Here is a 24,809-nt window from a genome sequence, read left to right as displayed (position 1 = left end):
AGCGGGCTTTTTTATAATGTTAGAAAAAATCAATCGAATTGCGACCGCTGCTTGGATCGCGCGTCGCTTGTGGCTTCTCTGTTTTCTTCCCTTTACCCGCCGCTTGAGAAAGCGCGTTCTTCTGCGCTTTTCGTTCTTTGTGCGCCGCTTTGCGGCCTGTGGATTTGGGGCCCGTCCCTTTGGGTTTCGCCGCTTTATTTTGACGAGACTTTTCTTTACGTGCAGTGGCTAGCGGCTTTTCTGCTTCTTGCTCCATCGCTTCTGGTTCAATCACCGGCGCATCGCACACCACCACGTAGTATTCCTGATTGAACTCAAAAAAATCCCCATCGTACATTTTGCGGCGTTTGCGCGTTTCCAGCTCACCGTTTACCGCCACATAGCCTTCGGCGATCACATGTTTCGCTTCACCGCCACCGCTCACCAAGTTGGCAATTTTGAACACTTTATACAGTTCAATCGGTTGACTGGAGACTTCAATACCAATCGCTTCTATTTCTATCTCTTCAGCGCAATCGGCATCGTCATAAGGGTAGTCTTGAGTCATGTGTTTATCTCGTTACAGAATTTGCCGCAGTTTAAACTGATAACCTGCCAACCTCAAACGAAATAGCTGAAACCAACTCGCGGCCTTGTTCATCGTCGATTTTCCAGAAATGAAATTCCCATGCTAAGAGACGTAATGAGCTAAAGTTAAATAAAACTCGGGCAGATGAAGAGGGATTATGCGGAAATCCAATAAGATAGGCTGGCAACTGTTGATCGGGCTGAGCACACTGGCAACGACCTCACACGCGCATTCCACCCAAGTGATCATCTACAGTGACGACGCCTACCCGCCTTACAGTTATCAACTTCAGGGTAAAGCAACCGGCATCTATCCCGATATTTTGCGCCAAGTCTTTGAAAAAATGCCAGAGTTTACCGTCATCATTAAACCCGTGCCATTCAAGCGCGGTTTACGCTTGCTGGAAACCGGCAAAGGTTTTGCTTTGTTTCCTCCCTACAAATATCCAAATCGCCGTCTGTACGTAAACCCTTATTCAACGCCGATATTGAAAGAAGAGGTGGTGGTGTACTGTCACAACGACGTCAAGCTTCCCAATGGGCTAGAGTTGACGCGTTGGCCACAAGACTTTTACGGTAAGACTATCGGAATTAATGCCGCTTTCTCCATCGGCGGAGAGGCTTTCTGGCAGGCAGATCGCGATGGCAAACTGCGCGTCGAAGAAGCCAAGGATAATCAAGAAAACATTCTGAAAATGCGGGCCAAACGCATCGATTGCTACATCAATGATAAACTCTCCATCGCTTGGGAGATAAAACGCCTGAAGCAATCTGGGCGAATTGGCAAAAGCGAGTATTTTCAACTTGCTGCAATGGTGAGCAAAGAATATGGCTATCTCGGTTACACCGCCTATGCGGAAGATTTTCCCTACAAGGAAAAGTTTGTGGCACAATTTGACCGAATATTACTCGACCTACAACAAGCTGGCGTGGTCGAGCAGGTGATTCGCACCTATACCGATTAACGCCTATCTTGAGGAGTGGTTTGTCCTTGATCACACTGGCAACTTGTAACCTTTTGAATTATTTGGCTCCCCCAGGGGCTTTTTACGATTTCAGTAATATTCTGACCTTAGAAGAGTGGCAAAAAAAGCAGACTTGGTTAAAGCAAAAGCTGCTGGAGATAAATGCCGATGTGCTCGCGTTTCAGGAAGTCTTCAGCCCGGACGAGTTACAGCAGTTGTGCCATACACTGGGTTACGGCCATTTTGCTGTGGTTGATAAGCCCGACGTCAGCGACGAATTTATTTATACTTCCCCTGTGTTAGCGATGGCTTCACGCTATCCGCTGCTTTCGGTTGATCCTGTGGTGCCCGAAAGCCAGCAGTTGACACAGTTGGGTGCAAATGGTGAGTTTACTTTTAGCCGCACGCCACTGCATGCGGTTGTCGACTTGCCCCATCTTGGGCCATGCCACTTTATCGTGGTGCATTTTAAGTCTCAACGCCCTACTTTGCTGCAAAATGGGTCAGAGGACGCTCAGATGCAGGTTGCTGGAAGCTGGTTGTCCACCATACAAAGAGGTTGGGAAGCGCTATTACTGCGTCAATATCTGGTTGAAATTTACCTGAATTCTGCTCAGCCGATGGTGGTACTGGGCGATTTTAACACGCACTTAAACAGTATCGAGCTACGCCCTTTGCTCGACACCAGCCAAACCCCGCTCATGCAAGATATTCGTCAGCTTGTCTCTTCTGCAGAAACCCAAACCTGGCCGCCGACCCACTATCATGGAGAGCTTGGACTGACAATTGACTACATTTTGCTTTCTGAAGAATTTTTCCCCAGAAACGCCGAGAAAATCGCCAACGTAAGCCAAGTTTCCGTTTGGGATCAGCATTTAGTCAGCCCCAACTTTGCTGATGACCAGTTCGCCAGCGACCACGCATTTGTCTCTGTCACCTTGTCATTGCTTTGATGTTACCACCCCTACATCCTGCGCACGATTTTACGTGGGATCAGCTCAACTCCCGGTTTGTAGCGTTTGGCCGAGGCGTTGAGTGCCAGTTCCAGCGCACTGTCGGCAATTAACTCAAACTGTTGTGGTAATGAGTTCACTTTAAACGGCAGAAAATCCAACAAGCGATTGTCACCAAAGGTGGCCAGTTTTAACGAGCCAATCAACTCCGGTTCTTCGAGAAGCACATCCAATACACCTTCTAAAAGTGTGTAAGAGGTTGTGATGATGGCGTCGGGAACGCGATTTTGCGCTATCCATAAGCGCATGATTCGATAACCCTCATCGCGATGAAAATGCTCTCCATAGGCAGATTGCGCCGCTTTCCCCCACTTGCGCAGCGCCGATTCATACCCCTGGTGACGCTCGCGCGAAATGGTCAACTCGGGCAAAGCACCCAGCAAACCTATGGTGTGTATCTCATCACTCACTAATGAACTGGTGAGCTCGAATGCCGCGCCAAAATCTTCACTCACAACGCAACTGAAGTGCTCATCGTCTAAAGGACGGTCGAGCGCGATCACTGGCGTTCCCGCTTTCTGCATCTTGAGGTAGTAGTCATTAGCATCCGGCATACTGGTCGCGACAAACAGTGCATCAATGCGTCGACTCACCAGCGCTTCCGCCACTTTTTGTTCAGTGTCGGGGTCATCGTCAGAACAGCCAATCAAAATTTGGTAGCCCGCTTTACGCGAGTTTTGCTCAAGCAGTTTCGCCAGCCGGGCATAACTGGTGTTTTCGAGATCGGGAATAATCAAACCAAAGGATCGCGAGTTCCCTGCTCTTAGGGATGATGCCGCATGATCGGGGCGAAAGTTGTACTCTTCCACCACGGCCATCACTTTCATTTGCGTCTTTTCACTGATCCGATATTTCTGCGCTTTGCCATTAATGACATAGCTGGCTGTGGTCTTAGATACACCAGCCAACTTGGCGATTTCATCTAGGGTCATTGTTCTCACCTTAATCTGTGCGCCGGATCATAGAATCCGCTTCTTGATCTTAAACTCGGTTGAATTATACGCTGAATCGATTCAGTATAAAAGCTGAAAGGATTCAGCAAACTGTGAAAGTTGTCTTAGCTCGAGCTTAACAAGACAACCGAGCGCACAGCATAGGTATTCATAGAAAAAGTACCCTTTGCTGAATTTTTTTAAATAATTTGCTGAATCGGTTCAGCTGAAAATACAGCACTAGACTAAGAACCGAACCATGAACGAGTGCCAAACAAAGGCTAAGAGGCAACATGCTTAAACTCAAAGAATCAGATATCACTCTACAACAGAGTGCCGAAAACAAACTGGACGCCATTCGCCACATTGCAGCGGCTTTAACCAACAAAGGCCTTGTTGCCGAAGGGTATGTACAAGGCATGCTCAATCGTGAAGGACAAAACTCGACATTTCTCGGCAACGGCATCGCCATTCCACATGGCACCACCGATACACGTGATTTGGTCAAACAGACTGGAGTGGCGGTTTACCACTTCCCACAAGGAGTCGACTGGGGTGATGGTAACACCGCTTATCTAGCGATTGGGATTGCGGCCAAATCCGACGAACACTTAGGCATTTTGAAGCAACTCACCAAAGTGCTCAGCGCAGATGGTGTTGAAGCGCGTTTAAAGCAAGCCTCCAGCGCCAAAGAGATCATCGCGCTATTAAATGGTGAAGTGCAACTTGAAGCGGAATTTGACGCCGCATCTATCCAGTTACAGTTCCCTGCCAGCGATATGGTGCAGATGAGTGCAGTGGCTGGCGGTTTACTGAAAAACAGTGGTTGCAGCGATGCCAGTTTTGTTGCGGATTTAGTCACCAAAACACCAACCCACCTTGGTGGCGGTTTGTGGTTGGTCGGCAGCCATGTCGGTGTCTCTCGTACTGCGGTTTCTTTTGTCACCACAGCCAATCACTGTGAATACAGCAACCTGCCAGTTAAAGGTCTGCTGGCGTTTTCTGCCTGTAACGATGCACACCAACCCATTCTGGCCAATCTTACCCAGCTTGTGTTCGACAAACAGCAATCGACTCTGCTAAGCGCCAGCGCAGAGCAAGTCATCGCGCTGTTGAAAGGCGAAGAAAGCAACGCGGCCAGCGCTGACAATGTCGCGGTGTTTAAAATCAAAAATGCTCACGGCCTGCATGCCAGACCAGGTGCAATGTTGGTGGCTGAAGCGAAGAAGTTTGAATCCACTATCAAAGTATCGAACCTCAACGGTGACGGTTCTATCGTTAACGCCAAGAGCTTAATGAAAGTGATTGCGCTGGGTGTCAAACACGGCCACCAGTTGCAGTTCAGCGCCGAAGGCCCAGACGCACCGCAAGCACTAGAAGCGATTGGTGTCGCTATCTCATCAGGCTTGGGTGAAGGCTAAAAGGTGGCGAGCATGAGTAACAAGACCAATAACGTTGTCACCATTACCCTCAATCCAGCGCTTGATCTCACTGGCAGCCTAGCAGCATTGAATATCGGTTCGGTGAGCTTGGTTAACCAGAGCAGCCTGCACGCTGCCGGCAAAGGGGTCAATGTGGCGAAAGTGCTGAGTGATCTTGGCGCGAAAGTTACGGTAACCGGGTTTCTTGGCAAAGATAACCCAGAAATGTTTCATCAGCTGTTTAGTGACATTGGCGCGCACGACGAGTTTGTCTATGTCAACGGCGCGACTCGCATCAATGTCAAGTTGGTGGAAGCGGATGGCCGAGTCAATGACATCAACTTCCCGGGCGTCACCGTCAGCAGCGCAGACATTTCGGCGTTCGAACAGACATTGCAACGCTTGATGACCGACCATCAGTACTTTGTCTTTGCTGGAAGCTTGCCACAAGGCGTCGGCCCAGAGCAGTGCGCTAAGTGGATTGAACTACTGCAAAGCGAAGGCAAAAGCGTCCTGTTTGACAGCAGCCGCGCCGCCTTAAAAGCCGGCCTAGAAGCAAAACCTTGGCTGATCAAACCCAACGATGAAGAGCTCAGCGAGTTTGTCGGTCAACCATTGACTAGTCGGGAAGCGTGCCAAAACGCGGCGCAAAGCTTGGCTACAAAAGGCATCGCCAACGTGGTGGTGTCGATGGGTGCAGAAGGTGTGATGTGGCTGAATGACCAGCAATGGTTATGCGCCCAGCCACCGAAAATGGCCGTGGTCAGCACCGTTGGTGCGGGCGATACCCTAGTTGCAGGGCTCTGCTGGGGCCACATGCAACAGATGCCAAAAGCCGAATTATTGAAGTTTGCCACCGCGCTGTCCGCTATGGCGGTCACGCAGGTTGGCGTGGGATTAACCAGCCAGCAAGAGTTGGAAAACATACAACAAAGAACGCAAGTTCAACTGCTCTGTACTGAAACGAACTAACGCCAGTGCAAGCTACGAGACAAGAAGGTTAACAGTATGAAAATTGCAATTATCACTGCCTGCCCTAGTGGCGTCGCAAACAGCATCATCGCTGCCGGATTGCTAGAAAAAGCGGCTAAAGCCCTGAACTGGGACGCTAGCATTGAATGCCAATCAACGGTAATGGACTCCCCTACACTGACCGAGCAGCAAATCGCCGCCGCGGAAGTGGTGGTTATCGCCGCCAATACGGAGGTGGATGAGAGCCGTTTCGTTGGTAAAAAAGTCTATAGCGCTTCGATAGATCAAGTCACCAGCGATGCAAGTGGCTTTCTACAAACCGCTGCCAGTCAAGCTCAGTTACTGGAAAAAGCGTCGGTCACCATCAGCCAAGCAGCACCCGCAGCAGCGAAGAAAATTGTTGCCATCACCGCTTGCCCAACTGGCGTCGCTCATACGTTCATGGCGGCAGAAGCGTTAGAAGAAGAAGGCAAACGCCGTGGTCACCAAATCAAAGTAGAAACTCGCGGCTCTGTCGGTGCGAAAAACCAACTTACCGCGCAAGAGATTGCAGAAGCGGATCTGGTGATCATCGCCGCCGATATCGAAGTGCCACTGGAGCGTTTCAACGGTAAGAAAATGTACCGTACGAAAACGGGCCCAGCGCTGAAGAAAACTGGCGAAGAGATGGACAAAGCGTTTGCTCAAGCCACCGTTTATCAACATTCTGGTTCCGCCAACGCCTCTTCTGAGACAGAAGAGAAAAAAGGCGTGTACAAACACCTGATGACTGGCGTGTCGCACATGCTGCCTGTAGTTGTCGCGGGTGGTTTGATCATCGCCCTCTCTTTCGTCTTTGGTATCGAAGCATTTAAAGAAGAAGGCACCTTAGCCGCAGCGCTGATGACGATTGGTGGTGGCTCCGCTTTCGCTCTGATGATCCCAGTTTTGGCGGGCTTTATCGCTTTCTCAATCGCTGACCGCCCAGGGCTTGCACCCGGTCTTATCGGTGGCATGCTGGCAAGCTCGACAGGCGCAGGCTTCCTTGGTGGTATTGCAGCTGGCTTTATTGCCGGTTACTCGGCGAAATTCATTGCCGACAAAGTTCAGTTGCCACAGTCGATGGAAGCGCTGAAACCCATTTTAATCATCCCGTTTATCGCCAGCTTAATCACCGGCCTCACCATGATCTATATCGTCGGCGGCCCTGTCTCTGGCATCATGAGTGCCATGACTGAGTTCCTCAATAACATGGGCTCAGCAAACGCGGTATTACTGGGTGTTATCCTTGGCGCGATGATGTGTTTCGACCTAGGTGGCCCAGTGAACAAAGCGGCATACACTTTTGGTGTCGGTCTACTGGCTTCACAAACTTACGCACCAATGGCGGCCATTATGGCGGCGGGCATGGTGCCAGCGCTGGGTATGGGCTTAGCAACCTTCCTTGCTCGTGACAAATTTGAGCCAAGCGAGCGTGAAGCGGGTAAAGCCTCGTTTGTACTTGGCCTCTGTTTTATCTCTGAAGGTGCGATTCCATTTGCAGCGAAAGATCCAATGCGTGTTATCCCTGCTTGTATGGCTGGCGGCGCGCTGACGGGAGCTCTTTCTATGCTGTTTGGCGCGAAACTGATGGCACCTCACGGCGGCTTGTTTGTTCTACTGATCCCTAACGCGATCACACCGGTACTGATGTACTTAGTCGCGATTGCTGCAGGTACCGCACTGACCGGCTTTGGCTACGCGTTTCTTAAAAACCGCGCTGAGCAAAAAGAAGCGGCAACCGCACCATCCAACGCTTGAACCTTGATGCGCTAAATCCCCCGATTTGGCCTTTCACACCTCCCCATCGTGGGAGGTGTTTTTTTACTTCTAGAATCTCCACCACTCCACTTCCATAGGTCTCACTTATAGATAAATGACCAACCATTTGACTTGCAGCCCAGCCAATGCTTAGAAGTGACTCAAACTTGAGACATTACATTTCTCTGACAAATCAATACTTGCATGGCATTTCATTTTTCATAAAATGAACAGCGTTTTATTACAAATGACAAAATGGATAACAACATAATGAAAAAACGACTTCTTTCGCTTGCTGTCATTTCTGCTTTCGCGCAAGCGAACGACCAAAGCACAACAACTAACGATGTTTCTGGTTTTTACCTAGGCGGTGGTTTCGGCGTTACAACTGCTGATGACAACAGTACGTTCTTTGACTTAAACCTAGATTCAAACGACAATGCGTATAAATTGATTGCGGGTTACCAGATCAACCGTATCGTCGGCATCGAAACACAATATACCCGCTACGGCGACATTTATTCTAAGAACACTGACCCTCGTATCTACGCGACACCCGAGAATTTCTCGGTGATGGCCAATCTAGGTTATACCTTTGACAGTGGCTGGCGTCCTTTTGGTACGATTGGCTTTGGCAAAACCAAAATCAAATCTTCTATTAGATCGGATAATGAAACATCATTCCATATGGGCGTCGGCGGTGAATATTCCCCAAAAGAGCTCAAGAACTTGAGTTTACGCGTTGCATATGAAGTGGATGGATTTAATCAAGAGGTGCGAGGAAACTATGGATACTTTGGCGTACGTGAAGATGTAACGGTGACAATCGGCACATTCTACGTCGGTGCTAACTACAAATTCTAATCTGTGGACCAACTCCAAGAACAAAGGTTGCTTCGGCAACCTTTTTGCTAAGTGCGTAAAAATCCCCATTGATGTTTCAATGGGGATTTTTATCAATGCATTCACGGACTTGGTTTAGCGAGCCATATTGGGCTTTATGCCAAACAAAATGGCAAACATCACAGGGACGACAATCAGCGTCAGAACCGTGGCGAAGCCTAGCCCTGCCATAATTGTGATTGCCATTGAGCCGAAAAAGGCATCAAACATCAGTGGGATCATACCCAAAATCGTTGTCAATGCGGCCATGCTAACAGGGCGCACCCGGCTCACCGCACTGTCAATAATCGCCTGATAAGGATCTTTCCCCGACGCAAGCTCAATATTGATTTGATCCAGCAGCACAATGCCATTTTTCAAAATCATGCCACTTAAGCTCAGTAGCCCCAAAAAGGCAGTAAAGCTAAACGGCATATTGGTGCTTAACAAGCCAAACGACACACCAATGATCGAAAGTGGCACGGTAAACCAAATTACCAGCGGTTTTTTCAGCGAGTTAAACAGCAAAATAGTAATAACAAACATCAGCAAGTAACCCATAGGAAGCGAGCCAAACAGCGCTTGCTGGGCATCCTTCGACGACTCATACTCACCACCCCAAGTGATGCTGTAGCCATCGGGTAGAGGCAGTGCCATCACTTTCGGCTGGATACGCGCGAAAAGACTGGCTGGTGTATCGTCACTCAAAATGTCGTGGTCGGCCAGCACTGTTAGGGTTCGTTTACGGTCACGACGCTGAATCAAAGGCTCCGCCCAATCAAGTGTCACCCCATCGATGACCTGGTCTACCGGAACGTAAGTCTGTAGCGACGGGCTCCAGATCTTCACATTCTGCATCGATGAAAAATCGACCCGCTCTGCTTCGGGTAAGCGACCGACGATCGGCAAAATATGTGTCCCATCTCTCAGTAACCCCATGGTATTTCCGCCAAACGCCATTTGCAGTGTGTTCGACAGATCTTCTTTGGAGATACCCAAACGACGCGCTTTCGACTCGTTAAATTGCGGCACTAACTCTTTGGTGCGTTCACGCCAGTCGTGACGAATGTTTCTCGCTCCCGGATCAGTGTGTAGCACATCCTCAACTTGCTTTGCTATATCTCGCAATATTTGTGGATCAGGGCCTGAAATACGCGCTTCTATCTTAGATGCCGGCGATGGGCCAAATTCCATCAATTTAAACTGGAACGTCGGCTTCTCAAACTGGCTCGGCAGCGCTTGCGTCAGTTCATCCAGCAGGGCAAACATGCGCTCTCTGTCGAGGGCGCGCACCTGCAATTGCGCATACGCTTCATAGCTCTTTTCCGGTTGATAGGTCAAAGCAAAACGCTGCATCCCCTGACCAATGGACGTCGACACAAACTCCACTTGCTTGTGCTGGCGAATAAAACGCTCGACCTTTTCAGTCTGCAGCACCGTTTGACGGATATCGGTTCCTTGCGGCATCCACATGTCGACGTAAAACATCGGCGTATTCGACGGCGGGAAGAAAGACTGCTTCACCATGCCAAAAGCAAGCACCGCCGCAACCAATAGCCCTACCATGGCGGTGACGGTCAACCAACGAAAACGCAGGGCAAATTTTAGCATCGCAGAGAAAATTACAAACAACGCGCCCTTATAAGGGTCTTCCTCTGTATCACCGCCTTTTTCTTCCTCTTTGAGCAGCAAATCGGCTAAAAATGGCGTAATGGTTAACGCGGTCACCCAACTGAGGAAAAGGGAGTAACACAACACCCAAAACAGCGATCCCATAAACTCCCCTGTCGCGTCTTGCGACAAGCCAATCGGAGCAAACGCGGTAATCGCGATCACCGTTGCCCCAAGCAGTGGCCATTGTGTTTGCTTGACGATATCAACCGCCGCCTGCACTTTAGTTCGCCCTTTCTTCAGACCAACCAGTATCCCTTCCACCACCACAATGGCGTTATCCACCAGCATACCCAGTGCGATGATCAACGCGCCGAGCGAAATACGGTGAAGTTCTATCTTGTTGTAATCCATCAAGATAAAAGTACCAAACACGGTAAGAAGCAGCACAAGACCGATGATGATGCCACTGCGCATACCCATGGCAAACAGCAAAACGATGATCACGATGGCAACGGCCTGCGCGAGGCTGACGATAAAATCTTGCACCGAGGTATCGACTTCGGCGGCTTGATTGTAGAAATAGTTCAGTTCAACGCCGGCGGGTTTTATCGATTCAAGCAACGCTAACTCTTGGCTGACTTTCTGCCCGACTTCCACCACGTTGACACCTGAGGCAAAGGAGATCCCTAAACTGATTGCTGGCTTGCCATTGAAAGTGACGACGTTGGTCGGCTTCTCTTGGATATCTCGGCGGACAGTAGCCACATCTTTGAGGCGGATCAGATTGCCCGTATCACGGCCATGAATGATCAGATTTTCCAGCGCTTCGACTGACGTTAAAGTGCCACTCGGGCGAATAGTCAGGCTTTCACCGTTCACCATCACTTCACCAGAGGCCACCACATTATTCTGTTGGTTAAGCAGTCCAGCAACGGTATTCATGTCTAGGTTTAAAGCCGCCAGACGATCAAGCGAGATCTCGACAAACAACATCTCTTGCTGATCGCCAGCAATCGCAACCTTACCCACACCGTTAATCAATTCCAACTCACGGGTCAGGTGATCGGCGTAGCGTTTGAGCTCTACATAATCGTAGCCATCACCACTGAGCATGATCATCACACCGTACACATCACCGAAATCATCAATGATCTGCAAAGACTGGACTCCCGAAGGTAATGTGGGCTTGAGATCATTGATCTTGCGCCGCATTTCATCCCAAATCTGTGGCAGCTCATCGGGACCATAATCCATCTTCATACTTACCATGATTTGCGACATGCCATTCGATGACGTCGAAGTAATATGGTCTATATATGGAAGCTGGCGGATCTCTTTCTCCAGTGGATAAGTCAGTTCCTCTTCCACCTCTTTTGAGGTCGCGCCGGGATAAGTTGCAATAATCATTGCATCTTTAATGGTAAAAGCGGGATCTTCCAAGCGGCCGAGATTTAGGAAAGAGGTTACGCCGCCAATGGCTAGAATAATAATAAACAGCCAGCTAATGACCCGGTTCTTGATGGAGTATTCTGCGATATTCATTATTGATTGCTCTCCACCACTTTGACGGTTTTTCCGTCACGCAATTTGCGCAGATTGGAATTCACTACCACATCCCCTGACGTAATACCTGAAGAGACAATGGCACCTTGACCATTGATTTGACTAACCTTAACTGCCACTCGCGTCACCTGCCCTTGATAAAGCTTCCAGACAAAGAATTCGCCAGACTCACGTCCGGCATCCAAGCTGGTCATTGGCAATTGATAACCGTCCACCGAGGTGATACCCGCAGCTTGCATATCCACTCCAATACTGGCACTGGTTCCCGGCAAGATCGGCGGTGAGATCTGATCCATCGCTAACCACATGGTATAGCTGCGAGACTGAGGATCCGGTTCACTGGTGTACTCCAAATAGTGCACAGAAAACTCGCCCTCAACGCCAGAGAAGCGCGCTTTCGGCTGATATGTCACTAACTGACGATCGGGATTTACTTTGGCGAGTACGTTATCGGATAGCTCAATTTGCACGTAGACCTTATCATCCTGATAGAGACTCAGAATGGGTTCACCCAGTTCTGGGCGTTCATAACGCTCTTTGAACACATCGGTAACCGTACCCGTAAACGGCGCCAGCAAACGAGTGTATTCCATTTGATTTTTAGCCAGCTGATACTCGGCATTGGCAAGCTGACGATTGGCCATGAGTTCATCAAGCTCCGCCTGCGAGATCATCGCTCGCTCAAACAGCTCTTTGCCGCGTTCGTGCTGCTTAAGCGCTAACGCGTGTTTCGCCTTGGTGTCTTCCAGCGCTTGTTTCTGTTTGCTGTCGTCAAGTTTAACCAGCAATTGGCCTTGCTTCACCCGGTCGCCCGCACGCACCAACACTTGTAAAATTTCGCCTGAGGTACGAAAGGCGATCGGCGTCTGCTCTGCGGCCACCACTTGCCCTTTAAACACACGATATTGCGTTTTCACTGGCGTCCCGACTTGGTAAGTCGAAACGGTAAGTACATCACTTTGCTGATCTGAAACCTGTTCTTGGCACCCAGCTAAACCCAATACTGAAAGCAGGGTCAGCGTGACTAACGATTTTTTCATTAGATCCCTTCCTCACGTTGCCACGCTTTGACAACCTGCCCTTCGGCAAGATTTTCCACTCCGGCTATCACCACGCGATCTTGACGGTTCAACCCCGAAATGACATCCCCGTTTGCGTTGAGTGACAATGTCACCTTTTTCAATTGTTGGTTCTCTGCATCCACCAGCCAAACGTCACCTTGCGAGCCTTTCTTTGACACCCAAGCCGCTTCTGGCAAAGTTAAGTACGGAGTGATATTCGCTTTACCAATCGAAACTTGCCCTGTCATCCCACTGAGCAAGTTCCTATCTTGCGGGCGAGTCATGGTCACAATCGCCGTGTAGCTGTTGGTGTCAGCATCAGGTCGCGTGGTGATCTCTTTGAATTGAGCCGGGATAGGTTTATCGGGTTCGCTGTCCATCGTCACCCACATCGGCAGGTTTTTCAGCTTGTCTAGGCCATTTTCCTCAACATAGGAAACAGGAATGGTAAACGAAACGTCTAACGAACTGTTGTCGATCAAGTTAAGGATTTGCTGCTTGGCCGCGACCACCTGATTGGGTTTGACATAGGTATAGGAAACCACGCCATTAAAAGGCGCTTTCAACATCGCATAGCTGAGATCCGTTTTTGCCTGTTCATAGGCCGCTCTCGCCGCGGTAAATGCGGTTTCCGCTTGATCATAAACATCAGTACTAATGAGCTTTTTGTGATACAAGCTTTGTGCTCTTTGCCACTGTGTTTGCGCCAGTGCGTATTGCGCACTCGCCGCATCCAACTGCAACTGCAGATCGGCTTGATCCAATCTGGCTAACAGATCTCCTTGTTGTACTTCATCGCCCATACGCACAGTCAATGCATCAATTTGACCCGCAACTTGAAAAGAGAGTTGCGCTCGTTTGGTCGCATCAATTTGCGCAAGAAAACTGTCCGCCGAACTTGTCATCAAATCGTTCACCGACAAAAGTTTTACAGGTTTCACCGTCAACGCCGTCGTTTCAGAAACAGCCTGATTACACCCAACAAGCAAGCCAATCGTAGCTAAAAGCACACTGCTATTGAGCAAAGTGCGTTTTATCAAAGGTTTTCGCACAGTCGCTTCTCCAACCATCCATTTATTACACAGATGTGCAGTATATTGAGATTCAAGAAACGATCAATATATTTTCCATTCGTGCAGTAAAAAAATTAGTCAATCGACGCCCTTGTGGTTACACTAAGGCGTTTTTTGCAAAAAGGGGAAAAATGCTCGGTTATGTCAGAAAGAAAGCAAGGTCGTCGTAGCGCTGAAGCGGCAGAGCAAACCAAATGCGAGATCCTCAAAATCGCGGCAGATATGTTTGCAACCCTCGGCTTTGAGCGCGTTTCGTTACGCAATATCAGCGAGCGAGCGGGGGTCTCGCACAGCCTGATCCGCCATCATTTCGGTAGCAAAGAGAAAATTTGGCAAGAGATCAGTGACGCTTTGGATGACTATCTACAAACCTACATTACCGAGTTGATTGGGGAGATTTCACAGCAGAATAGCGATTGTGCGCAGCAAATTTACCAATTTTTGGTGCGCATGTGCGCGTTTACGTTAGTGCACAAGCAGCCAATCCAGCTGATTGCCGATGCGGTTCGCCAAGACGACAACGCGCTATTGGAGTATTTCCTACGTTCCAAAGACGAGTTCGCTGCCGCGTTTGAGCCGCTTTACACCCAATACAATTTACGCCATCCTGAAAAACCGATCTGCATGTGGGAAATGAAATGGCAAATGTTACTGCATGCCCATGGCGCATGCAGTTTAACGCCATTTCTTGGCGAAACCTGGCCGGACATCAGTGACGCCGATACGCTTTTGCTCAAACATTGGGAACTGTTTAACCAGCAGATCGCTAGGCAACTCAATATTCATCAGGACAAAATGATCCACCCCAGCAAACTGGATGAGATTGTAATTGAAGTGGCTTGCCGCCTCAGTCAACCCTCACAATGAAAATGGCGCGAAACGTCGTCGCCAAGCCGTGACGTTTCGCAACCAGCACAGAAGTAAGCAAACCAGCAAACCAACACCCAAAGCCCCTCCTTTTCTCTGTGAAGCCAATGCGGCGTCTAATCCCGCGGTGGTATTCGCTCCCTCAGGCACATAATCACCGTTGAGATAATCGACACGCATCTGTTCTGTGATCACTATTTTGGCCGTCTCTTTACCACTTAGCACACGGTTGATCCACGTTGAATAGTCTTGAATTTCAGTAAATACCGACGTGACGGGCCACTGCGGATCGCCACAGGTCTGCGGGCCAAAACTGGTCAGGCCCACTTGGACAAGCGTACCGTTGTTATTCCAGTAAACAGGGCCACCAGAATCGCCATGACAGGTGCTGTTTTTCAGCTGCGATACGCTGCTATAGTTGCCATCGAAACAGATCTGCTTTGAGGTAAGGTAACGACCCGCAGAAAATGTCGCAGCGCAAAGATCGTTTGCTACATAGTTGAGTGAAGCGGCTAAGAGGCGCGTCTCACTATCATCATTGGTTTGGGTATTACCATGGCCGACAGTGAAAAATAGCTGGTCGGCACTTCGATACGATTCATCGCTTGGTCGCACTATCACATCATTAATCGCATCGATATTCATCGCTGTAGCCAGTTTCAACACCGCGATGTCATCAGGAAACAGCACTTGCGAGCTGTCGATAAAACTGTCTGGGTAGTAGATCTCACTCACCCGTAGCCGTTGAATATTGCCGAAGGGATACTGTCTCTCATCTTGCAGTTGTGGCACCACCACCATAAATAAAGGCAGTGACGCCGAACCCGTCACGCAGTGCGCTGCGGTTAATACATGCAAAGGATCGAGAATACTCGCTCCGCAATAGGGGCCTGAATAATAGATACCGTTATATTCGAGCGAGTCGTAGTAAAGACTGGCAATCGAAGGGTAATCGGAAACACTTACGACACTGCCATTGACCACACGAGTTTGCGGTAAAGATTGTGCGGACAGCAGCGCCGATGCCAGCATGGTTGCGGCAAGCAGCGAACAACGGGATAAAGAAATGATAGAAAACATAACACCGCGCCCCCAAATAGAAGCGCGGTGTTGATTGGAGAAAGCAAGCTCACTTGCTTAGAGATTCAGCACAACGCTTCGTTAACCACGGTAGTAGCGTTGCGGTACAAAAGGCATTTTCTCTACCGCCATCGGTAGCAGCTTGCCGCGAACTTCGGCAAACACTTCGGTGCCAATCTCAGTAAGGTCTGCGCGTAAGTACGCCATAGAAACTGGTTTACCTGCATTCGGACCTGCGGTACCACTGGTTACTACACCCACTTTATTACCATCTGCGTCGAAAAGTTCAGCTCCTTCTCGAACGGGAGCTTTGGTTAAACCCACCAAACCAACACGTTTGCGGGATACATCTTTACTTTCAATCTGCTTTAGAATGATCTCTGCGCCAGGAAAGCCACCCTCGCGCTCACCGCCTGTGCGACGCACTTTCTGAATTCCCCAAAGCAGGCTTGCTTCCACTGGCGTGGTGGTTTCATCGAGATCGTGACCATAGAGACACAAACCACACTCCAAACGGAGAGAATCACGCGCACCAAGGCCAATCCATTCCACTTCTTGCTCTGCTGTCAGTGCACGAGCCAGCGCTTCTGCTTTGTCGGCGGGAACCGAGATTTCGTAGCCGTCTTCTCCAGTATAGCCGCTGCGAGAGATGATGCATTCTTCGCCCAGTAATTCGAGTTTCTGCACATCCATAAATAGCATTTCAGCCACCGCAGGTTGAAAACGCGCGAGGACTTCAGCGGCTTTCGGGCCTTGAATTGCTAATAGAGCGCGATCATCAATCACTTCCAGCTCAACATCCGAAGGAATGTGCGCTTGCAGATGGTTAATATCCTGCTCTTTACAAGCCGCGTTCACCACAACGAACAAATGATCGCCAAGGTTTGCCACCATCAGGTCATCCATGATGCCGCCCTGCTCATTGGTAAAGAAAGCATAACGCTGCTTACCTTGCGCAAGATCGATAATGTCGACTGGAACCAAAGACTCAAGAAACGCCGCTGCACCTTCACCGTGTAGTCTGAGCTGTCCCATATGAGAAACATCAAACAAACCCGCTGCGTCGCGCGTATGCAGGTGCTCTTTCTTTACGCCTAGCGGATATTGAACTGGCATATCGTAACCAGCAAACGGCACCATTTTGGCGCCCACTTCAATGTGCAGCGCGTGAAGCGGTGTTGTCAGTAATTCTTGGTCAGAGTGTTCTTGAGTCATTTTCGTCTCCATTAGCTAGACCCAGCACAGCGATCTATCAGCAATTAAGTTGAGCAGTTTTCCACCAAGGGAAAATTCTGTTTCCTATAATAAACACGAGCTAAGGCGTTTTGCACGATCAACTCGTTTAGAACCGTTCAAAATGTGACATTTAACAATTTATTCACAGCGGAAATAGGCAGAAATAACGCCGAAATGCGGGTTTTATCAGCAAAGCGGCGCTATTGTAATTAAGATTTTCGCAAAAGCAAACGTTTGCCTTCACTATAGGAAATTTACATCTTGTTAGCACTATTTGGCAGTCACCCACAAAATGTGTGCATCTTCGTCGCTAACCGACACCAACATGTGCCCCATATTGGCATCGTAATAGACACTGTCTCCTTCGCTCAGCACCACAGGTTCGTAAAACTCTGAGAAGAACTGTACCGCCCCAGAAAGAATCAACAGGAACTCTTCCCCGTCGTGGCGAACCCAATCCCCATATTCATCAAAACTACGCGCATGAACCACGCTTTTGAATGGCATCATTTTCTTATTGGAAAGTTGGGTTGCTAATAACTCATGCTCGTAGGTTTGGGTTGGGTGTGGCTTACCCAGCCCTTTCATGGTGATATCCCGACGGCCAGTAGCCACTTTTTTTCTTGGCGGCTCAAAGAGTTGCGGCATATCAATCTTCAGGCCGTGAGCCAATTTCTGCATCGCCTGAAAAGTCGGCGAGATCTGTTCGTTCTCAATTTTGCTTAAAGTTGAACGTGCTAACCCCGTGCGCTGACTCGCCTCTTCAAGGGTGATTCCCAACTTGGCGCGCACCTCTTTAATCCGCTGACCGAGTTTAAGCGGCTCGATATTTTGCTCTTGTGACTCTTTCGCCAGTGTCAGAGATGGGTACTCATCATAGAAATCTTCCGACATATTTCCCTCATTTTTATTCTTCGCTTCCTGTTCACAAATCATTGTGCATGAAGCCTAAAGTGGAGAAAAGTGCAGCAGGGTAAATAAAGCGTGCTCTTGTTAACAAAAAACGCATTCATGTTTCCTATAGGAAATTTTCGGTTGATTGTTCAGTTAACAACGAGTATGTTACCAACTTGTTAGTTGAAGAGATGCTTTTTCCGCACGCATTGACCGAAGGAAGTGACGTCAATCTGCGGCCTTTTGTACCCATTTGGGATGGATTTCGCTCTGAACAGCACGGTTAATACCTAGCCAGTTCAGCTATTACAAAGGACTGTCGAATCAGAGAACGACGGTACACAGATTCGACAGATGATTGAAAGGTTATCTACCATGAACAGCACTTACCAAAACCACAGCTTGGAAAATTTTTTCTCCACTAACCTGTCAGCAACCGACGATGCGGTATTTGCTGGTATCCAAGCCGAATTCACCCGCCAAAACGATCAGATTGAGCTCATCGCTTCTGAGAACATTGTCTCGAAAGCGGTAATGCAAGCCCAAGGCACCTGCCTGACCAACAAATACGCAGAAGGTTATCCCGGTCGCCGCTATTACGGTGGTTGTGAACACGTTGATACCGTCGAAGCGATTGCTATTGAGCGCGCGAAAAAACTTTTTCGTTGTGAGTACGCAAACGTTCAACCCCACTCTGGCGCGCAAGCTAACGGGGCCGTTAAGCTCGCTCTCCTTCAACCAGGTGACACCATTTTAGGTATGTCGCTTGACGCGGGTGGCCATCTTACCCACGGCGCTCGCCCTGCGCTTTCAGGCAAATGGTTCAACGCGGTGCAATACGGGGTGGATAGCCAAACACTCGAGATTAATTACGATGACGTTCGTGCTTTAGCGCTTGAGCATCAACCGAAGATGATCATCGCAGGCGGCAGTGCGATTCCACGCACCATCGATTTTGCCAAGTTCCGTACAATTGCCGATGAAGTTGGCGCGCTGCTAATGGTCGATATGGCGCACATTGCTGGCTTGGTCGCCACCGGCGCTCACCCTAGCCCACTACCGCATGCTCATGTAGTCACCACAACAACGCACAAAACTCTGCGCGGCCCTCGCGGCGGTATGATCTTGACCAATCACGAAGCGATCAGCAAAAAAATCAATTCTGCGGTTTTCCCCGGTTTGCAAGGCGGACCACTGATGCACGTTATCGCGGCTAAAGCGGTGGCGTTTGGTGAGGCGCTTGGCCCTGAGTTCAACACTTATATCGATTCGGTGATCAATAACGCAAAAGTTCTGGCCGAAGTGTTGCAAACTCGCGGCTGTGACATTGTGACTGGCGGAACAGACACGCACTTGATGCTGGTGGACCTGCGTCCGAAAGGACTAAAAGGTAACAAAGCAGAAGAAGCATTAGAGCGTGCAGGGATCACATGTAACAAAAATGGCATCCCATTCGACACGGAAAAACCTATGATTACATCGGGTATCCGTTTGGGTACGCCAGCAGGCACCAGCCGAGGCTTTGGCGCAGAAGAATTCAAACTCATTGGTCATTGGATTGGCGATGTACTGGATGGATTGGTTGACAACCCTGAAGGCAACGCTGAAGTAGAGCAACGCGTGCGCAAAGAAGTGAAAGCACTGTGCGGCCGCTTCCCTCTTTACCAATAAACCGATTTTAAATCCTAGTAAGATATTTTGGAGATTAAGCAATGGACAAAACACTGAAGTTTACAGATAGCCACGAGTGGGTACGTGACAACGGTGATGGTACTGTAACTATCGGTATCTCTGAGCACGCACAGGAGTTGCTGGGCGATGTGGTATTCGTCGACTTACCAGAGTTGGAAGCCGAATTCGATGCAGGCGATAGCTTCTCACTGGTTGAATCCGTGAAAGCCGCTTCTGACATTTATGCGCCAGTCACTGGTGAGATTGTTGAAGTCAACGAAGAGCTTTCTGACAGTCCAGAGCTAATCAACGAAGAACCTTATGAGGGTGGCTGGATTGCGAAGATCAAGATGGCTGACCCATCTGAACTGGATAATCTCAAAGATGCAGAAGAGTATCTAAGCTCTATCGAAGAAGATTAATCAAGACATTTCGACATAAAGCTGCCTGCACCGTGGGCAGCTTTTTTTCAAGGCTGAACGACCCAAAGCGCATGCTAAGAAACGCAGAGGACACACAGCTTATTTGAAGGTAAAGGACCATGACTGAATTACTTCAAAGCCTCAACACACAACATGAGTTCGTTGCTCGCCACAACGGACCGAATCAATCTGACCAGCAAAAAATGCTGCAAGCGATCAACGTCACAAGCCTCGACGCTTTGATCGAACAAACCGTTCCTGCGCAAATTCGCTTGGAAAAACCGATGCAGCTTGCGCAAGCGAAAAGCGAAGCAGACATGCTACTGGCGATGAAACAGTTCGCCAACCTAAACCAAGTGAAACGTACTTTCATTGGCCAGGGTTACTACAACACGCTGACACCGAATGTCATTTTGCGTAACGTACTGGAAAATCCGGGTTGGTACACTGCCTACACGCCATACCAACCAGAAATTTCTCAAGGTCGATTGGAATCGCTGTTGAACTATCAACAGATGGTGATGGACCTAACCGGCATGGACATTGCGAACGCATCGCTGCTTGATGAAGCCACGGCGGCGGCCGAAGCGATGACCCTTTGTCAACGTGCGGGTAAGAGCAAGAGTAAAGTGTTCTTCGTCGCCGACGACGTTCACCCACAAACCCTCGAAGTGGTTAAAACGCGGGCCAAATACTTTGGTTTTGATGTAGTCATCGGCGCGCTAGATGCTCTGCCTCAAACTGAAGCGTTCGGCGCACTACTGCAATACCCGGGCACAACCGGTGAAGTTCGCGATCTCACCGAGATCATTACTAAAGCGCAAGCGAACAAAACATTAGTTGCTGTTGCCACTGATTTACTCGCGTCTACCCTACTCAAGCCAGCTGGCGAAATGGGCGCAGACGTGGTGATCGGCAGCGCACAGCGTTTCGGCGTTCCTATGGGCTACGGCGGTCCGCACGCAGCGTTTATGGCCACGCGCGAGCAACACAAACGCACCATGCCGGGCCGTGTGATTGGCGTTTCTATCGATGCCAAAGGCAACCAAGCTCTGCGTATGGCGATGCAAACACGTGAGCAACACATTCGCCGCGAGAAAGCGACGTCAAACATCTGTACAGCTCAGGCGTTACTTGCCAACATGGCCTCTTTCTATGCCGTTTATCACGGCGCGCAAGGCCTTCGCACCATCGCTCGCCGCACACACCACATGACTGCGATTTTGGCAGCGGGCCTGACCAAAACTGGTTTTGAACTGGCGCACAACGCTTTCTTTGACACCATCACCATTAACACCGGTGATCAGACTCAAGCGCTTTACGCTAAAGCGCAAGCCGCCGACATCAACCTACGTTTGCTTGAGGGCCAGATTGGTATCAGCTTTGACGAAACCACCACGGTTGCTGACGTCGAAGCACTCTTTGCTATCTTCGGCGTGAATGAAGCTGTCAACGCTCTTTCAAGTGACATTGCCAGCAACGAATTTGCCGCGATTCCAGAAAACTGTCGTCGTACGAGTGAGTATTTGACCCACCCAGTGTTCAATACCTACCACAGCGAAACGCAAATGATGCGTTACCTGAAAAAGCTTGAAAACAAAGACTTCTCGCTAACACACGGCATGATCCCACTGGGCAGTTGTACGATGAAGCTCAACGCGGCGGCAGAGATGATTCCGGTCACTTGGCCAGAATTTGGGGCTCTGCACCCATTTGCGCCGATTGAACAAGCCGCGGGTTACACTGCACTTGCCGAAGATCTCAAAGCTAAGCTGTGTGAAATTACGGGTTATGACGCGTTCTCACTGCAACCCAACTCGGGCGCATCTGGCGAATACGCCGGCCTAGTGGCGATTCAACGCTACCATGAAAGCCGTGGTGAAGGTCATCGTAACGTCTGCTTGATCCCAAGCTCGGCCCACGGCACGAACCCAGCTACGGCCTCTATGGTGTCGATGAAAGTGGTGGTGGTGAAATGCGATGAAAACGGCAACGTTGATCTGATTGATTTGGCAGAAAAAATCGAGAAGCATAAAGACAATCTCTCTAGCATCATGATCACTTACCCTTCAACGCATGGCGTGTATGAAGAGCAAGTGAAAGAAGTGTGTGAAATGGTTCATGCCGCTGGCGGTCAGGTGTACCTTGATGGTGCCAACATGAACGCGCAGGTTGGCTTAACCTCTCCGGGCTTTATTGGTTCAGACGTATCGCACCTTAACCTGCACAAAACCTTCTGTATTCCACATGGCGGCGGCGGCCCGGGCATGGGTCCTATCGGTGTGAAATCGCATCTTGCGCCTTTCCTACCTGGTCACATCGAAAACGGTGTGCAAGGCAAAGAGTTCGCGGTTTCGGCTGCCGATCTCGGCAGTGCGTCTATCCTGCCAATTTCTTGGGCCTACATCGCCATGATGGGTGCCGACGGCTTAGCAGAAGCGACGAAAGTGGCTATCCTCAACGCGAACTACGTGATGGAGCGTCTACGCCCGCACTACCCTGTGCTTTACCGCGGTAAGAACGGCCGTGTCGCGCACGAGTGTATTATCGACATCCGTCCGCTCAAAGAAGAGACAGGCATCAGCGAGGAAGATATCGCTAAGCGTTTGATGGACTACGGTTTCCATGCGCCAACCATGTCTTTCCCAGTGGCTGGCACCTTGATGGTTGAGCCAACTGAATCGGAAGATCTGGCGGAGCTTGATCGTTTCTGTGACGCGATGATCGCGATTCGTCAAGAAATCACCGCAGTGAAAGAAGGGGCATGGCCACTTGAAGACAACCCACTGGTCAATGCGCCGCATACTCAAGTCGATCTGATGGCTGAAGAGTGGACACACCCATACCCACGTGAATTGGCGTGTTTCCCTTCACCAGCAAGCAAGAAGTCCAAATACTGGCCAACGGTTAATCGCGTGGATAACGTCTACGGCGACCGTAATTTGATTTGCTCTTGCCCGAGCATTGATAATTACGCCGAGTAGTTCCATATCAATACACATCAAGGCGAGCCAATTATTGGCTCGCCTTTTTTCTACCACTTGTTTCTATTACTTGGTTTATCGCTTAGGAAAAGAGTAAAAACGTTCTATCCGAGTTGCACATAAAAAAAGGCCCACCAGCAAGTGGTGGGCAAAAAAGCAGTTGATCGTGATGGTTTAATTAGAAGAAGTATTTGAAGCGAACACGAGCGCCTAGATCTTTATTATCGCTGTCGCTTTGTTTTGAGTAGTAAGTACCCAAGTAGATGTTTAGTGCATCAACATCCCATACATTTGCGATTTCGTAAGATGCGTAAGTGGTGTTTAGCTTCGTTTTTGTCGCATTGGTTTCGTCTTGTGAATAAACGTGACCTAGACCAAAACCGCTTACCAACAGGTTGGCACCAATGGTTGATTGCTCTTTAGTTTGGCTATCAAAATCACGGAACGCGTAGTTAAGGTTTACACTAACTGCGTCAGCAGAGTAGTTCGCTGTTACACCGTAGCCCATGAAATCGTTGTCAGCATCTTTCTTGTCAGCCGTCACGTTGGCTTCCAGACCACCCGCTACGCGGAAAGAATCTGTCGCTTGGAACGAAACAACTGGACGTAGGAACACAGCGTTGTTGTCTGCATTGGACGCTTCTTTGAATAAAGAACCCACTTCGATGTACACACTATCGAACGTTTTTGAGAAGGCAACTTGACCGTTGTCACCACGACCACGCGCGGCATTGGCACGGTATGGTTCATCACCCGCATATGCCAGCATAGTGTCTTGGCCTACAGGGAAAAGATCATACGCTTCGAAACGACCTACTTTTAGTTCCCAATCGGCTTTTTTACCCATCGCAAACCAAGCGTCATCTAATTCTACGTCGCCCGAAGTTTTCAGCAGCGGCTGCGCTTGCATCTTGATGTAGCGATCGCCAGAAACCGTGTGCTCAGCGGCAACTTGCACCAAAACACGACCAGTTTGACTGAATTCTTGTTTATCTGTTGCATTTTTGTCGGTGTAGTTAAGGTCAAATTCCACATCACCACCGATAGAGAATGCACCCATATCGTTTTCAATAGAAACGCCCGCTTGGGCATTAATAGCAGCAGATACAAGTACAGAGGCAAGCGAAAGTTTTACAAGAGTGTTCATTATTGGTTTTCTCCAATGATTTATATCATTTGTAATTATCAAATCATATTTAGGACGATGTTGCTGCCCTTAATCCCTACACATCAAAGTCGACTGACTTCAATGTGGCTCCCGAACGATCACTGCGTTGTAAGATTTACACGACCGGAAGCGCTTGCATCATACATTCACCATTCATATTTATTAAGTGATCACCGTCACGAGTGGGAACGTTCCATAGCGATGTGTTTGATAATAATCTATTGGTATCACGAATTTGAAAAATAGTTCGAGCAGTAAAATAAATGTTGGCATGATTTTTATGTTAATTTATTTCACGAATTAAAATAAATTGATATGAAACAGATTAATTACCAACCAAAAAAACAACATGTAATTACATGAGAGTCTACTAATGGATCTATGTTTATTTTTGACTTGGTTATTTTCTCTTCTTAATTGGAAACAAAGATGTGATGTAAGTGACACCTTTAATATAGAAAATACTAAATTAGAAATAACACTTTAGACATATTTAGAGAGAAATGAAAAATAGATACACCTGATAGAACAAGCCGACTAGCTGGTAACCGAAATCGGTTGTCCTCAATCGAATTTTCTCAAAAACTATGTTTCGAATATGAGCTCTCGCAGGATACAGCAAAGGGTGGCACTCTAGCCTGCTTA

The 24,809-nt window shown here is 48.9% G+C and carries 19 protein-coding genes; 10 read left to right on the top strand and 9 right to left on the bottom strand.

The genetic code is table 11. The annotated features are described in order from the left end of the window. Nucleotides 1–19 precede the first annotated feature (19 nt). Complete coding sequence (locus EWA64_RS18810) at nt 20–547, bottom strand: RNA-binding S4 domain-containing protein (RefSeq protein ID WP_061895691.1); 528 nt, start codon at nt 545–547, stop codon at nt 20–22. Nucleotides 548–725: 178 nt separating this feature from the next. On the opposite strand from EWA64_RS18810, the gene EWA64_RS18805 reads away from it, so the two are divergent. Then, a complete protein-coding gene (locus EWA64_RS18805; protein ID WP_061895692.1) occupies nt 726–1,532 on the top strand; it encodes a substrate-binding periplasmic protein in 807 nt (268 codons plus the stop codon). Nucleotides 1,533–1,552: 20 nt separating this feature from the next. Then, nucleotides 1,553–2,485 (top strand): endonuclease/exonuclease/phosphatase family protein, encoded by a 933-nt coding sequence (locus EWA64_RS18800; RefSeq protein ID WP_244881519.1) that lies wholly within the window; start codon nt 1,553–1,555, stop codon nt 2,483–2,485. Nucleotides 2,486–2,496: 11 nt separating this feature from the next. Here EWA64_RS18800 and cra read toward each other — a convergent pair whose 3' ends face one another. Beyond that, the gene (gene cra, locus EWA64_RS18795) at nt 2,497–3,477 is read right to left on the bottom strand and encodes a catabolite repressor/activator (protein ID WP_061895694.1); all 981 of its coding nucleotides are present in this window, start codon (nt 3,475–3,477) and stop codon (nt 2,497–2,499) included. Between the two features lie 293 nt (nt 3,478–3,770). Here cra and fruB point away from each other — a divergent pair, with 293 nt between their 5' ends. The 4 genes from fruB to EWA64_RS18775 all read left to right on the top strand — a co-directional run bounded on the left by fruB (nt 3,771) and on the right by EWA64_RS18775 (nt 8,513). Then, nucleotides 3,771–4,898, top strand: a complete 1,128-nt coding sequence (gene fruB / locus EWA64_RS18790) for a fused PTS fructose transporter subunit IIA/HPr protein (RefSeq protein WP_061895695.1) — start codon at nt 3,771–3,773, stop codon at nt 4,896–4,898. Between the two features lie 12 nt (nt 4,899–4,910). Continuing rightward, nucleotides 4,911–5,870 (top strand): 1-phosphofructokinase, encoded by a 960-nt coding sequence (gene pfkB / locus EWA64_RS18785; protein ID WP_061895696.1) that lies wholly within the window; start codon nt 4,911–4,913, stop codon nt 5,868–5,870. Between the two features lie 36 nt (nt 5,871–5,906). Then, the gene (fruA, locus tag EWA64_RS18780; RefSeq protein ID WP_061895697.1) at nt 5,907–7,649 is read left to right on the top strand and encodes a PTS fructose transporter subunit IIBC; all 1,743 of its coding nucleotides are present in this window, start codon (nt 5,907–5,909) and stop codon (nt 7,647–7,649) included. 270 nt (nt 7,650–7,919) lie between these two features. Next, nucleotides 7,920–8,513, top strand: coding sequence for a porin family protein (locus tag EWA64_RS18775; protein WP_061895698.1), 594 nt, complete (start codon nt 7,920–7,922; stop codon nt 8,511–8,513). A 114-nt stretch (nt 8,514–8,627) separates the two neighbouring features. Here the strand turns inward: EWA64_RS18775 and EWA64_RS18770 are convergent, their stop codons facing one another. From EWA64_RS18770 to EWA64_RS18760, 3 genes are read right to left on the bottom strand one after another with little or no spacing between them, the layout of a single operon-like run. After that, nucleotides 8,628–11,687 carry an efflux RND transporter permease subunit gene (locus EWA64_RS18770; protein ID WP_061895699.1) on the bottom strand — a complete coding sequence of 1,020 codons (3,060 nt, stop codon included), beginning with the start codon at nt 11,685–11,687 and terminating at the stop codon, nt 8,628–8,630. Then, nucleotides 11,687–12,748, bottom strand: a complete 1,062-nt coding sequence (locus EWA64_RS18765; RefSeq protein ID WP_061895700.1) for an efflux RND transporter periplasmic adaptor subunit — start codon at nt 12,746–12,748, stop codon at nt 11,687–11,689. The genes EWA64_RS18770 and EWA64_RS18765 overlap by 1 nt, the downstream gene beginning before the upstream one ends. Beyond that, a complete protein-coding gene (locus EWA64_RS18760; RefSeq protein WP_061895746.1) occupies nt 12,748–13,821 on the bottom strand; it encodes an efflux RND transporter periplasmic adaptor subunit in 1,074 nt (357 codons plus the stop codon). Before EWA64_RS18760 ends, EWA64_RS18765 begins: the two co-directional genes overlap by 1 nt. Nucleotides 13,822–13,983: 162 nt before the next feature. On the opposite strand from EWA64_RS18760, the gene EWA64_RS18755 reads away from it, so the two are divergent. After that, nucleotides 13,984–14,709 carry a TetR/AcrR family transcriptional regulator gene (locus tag EWA64_RS18755; RefSeq protein ID WP_061895701.1) on the top strand — a complete coding sequence of 242 codons (726 nt, stop codon included), beginning with the start codon at nt 13,984–13,986 and terminating at the stop codon, nt 14,707–14,709. On the opposite strand, the gene EWA64_RS18750 is transcribed toward EWA64_RS18755, so the two are convergent. From EWA64_RS18750 to EWA64_RS18740, 3 genes are all read right to left on the bottom strand, one after another. Continuing rightward, nucleotides 14,701–15,789, bottom strand: a complete 1,089-nt coding sequence (locus EWA64_RS18750) for a S1 family peptidase (RefSeq protein WP_061895702.1) — start codon at nt 15,787–15,789, stop codon at nt 14,701–14,703. The two genes, EWA64_RS18755 and EWA64_RS18750, sit on opposite strands and share 9 nt — an antisense overlap. 81 nt (nt 15,790–15,870) lie before the next feature. Continuing rightward, on the bottom strand, nt 15,871–17,004 hold the full coding sequence (gene gcvT, locus EWA64_RS18745) for a glycine cleavage system aminomethyltransferase GcvT (RefSeq protein WP_061895703.1): 1,134 nt from the start codon (nt 17,002–17,004) through the stop codon (nt 15,871–15,873). A gap of 291 nt (nt 17,005–17,295) precedes the next feature. Continuing rightward, nucleotides 17,296–17,919, bottom strand: a complete 624-nt coding sequence (locus tag EWA64_RS18740; RefSeq protein WP_061895704.1) for a helix-turn-helix domain-containing protein — start codon at nt 17,917–17,919, stop codon at nt 17,296–17,298. A gap of 375 nt (nt 17,920–18,294) precedes the next feature. Here EWA64_RS18740 and EWA64_RS18735 point away from each other — a divergent pair, with 375 nt between their 5' ends. From EWA64_RS18735 to gcvP, 3 genes are all read left to right on the top strand, one after another. Beyond that, nucleotides 18,295–19,590: a serine hydroxymethyltransferase gene (locus EWA64_RS18735; RefSeq protein WP_061895705.1), complete on the top strand. Its 1,296-nt coding sequence runs from the start codon at nt 18,295–18,297 to the stop codon at nt 19,588–19,590. A 41-nt stretch (nt 19,591–19,631) separates the two neighbouring features. Continuing rightward, nucleotides 19,632–20,012: a glycine cleavage system protein GcvH gene (gene gcvH / locus EWA64_RS18730; protein WP_039427645.1), complete on the top strand. Its 381-nt coding sequence runs from the start codon at nt 19,632–19,634 to the stop codon at nt 20,010–20,012. A 119-nt stretch (nt 20,013–20,131) separates the two neighbouring features. Beyond that, nucleotides 20,132–22,996: an aminomethyl-transferring glycine dehydrogenase gene (gene gcvP / locus EWA64_RS18725; RefSeq protein ID WP_061895706.1), complete on the top strand. Its 2,865-nt coding sequence runs from the start codon at nt 20,132–20,134 to the stop codon at nt 22,994–22,996. A gap of 178 nt (nt 22,997–23,174) precedes the next feature. Here gcvP and EWA64_RS18720 read toward each other — a convergent pair whose 3' ends face one another. Continuing rightward, nucleotides 23,175–24,143, bottom strand: coding sequence for a carbohydrate porin (locus tag EWA64_RS18720; RefSeq protein ID WP_061895707.1), 969 nt, complete (start codon nt 24,141–24,143; stop codon nt 23,175–23,177). Between the last annotated feature and the right edge of the window lie 666 nt (nt 24,144–24,809).

Origin of the sequence: Vibrio cidicii (genome assembly GCF_009665415.1) — a bacterium.
Classification (GTDB): domain Bacteria; phylum Pseudomonadota; class Gammaproteobacteria; order Enterobacterales; family Vibrionaceae; genus Vibrio; species Vibrio cidicii.
The sequence above is the reverse complement of the archived record's forward strand: the minus strand, read 5'-3'. Positions and strand labels throughout refer to the sequence as shown.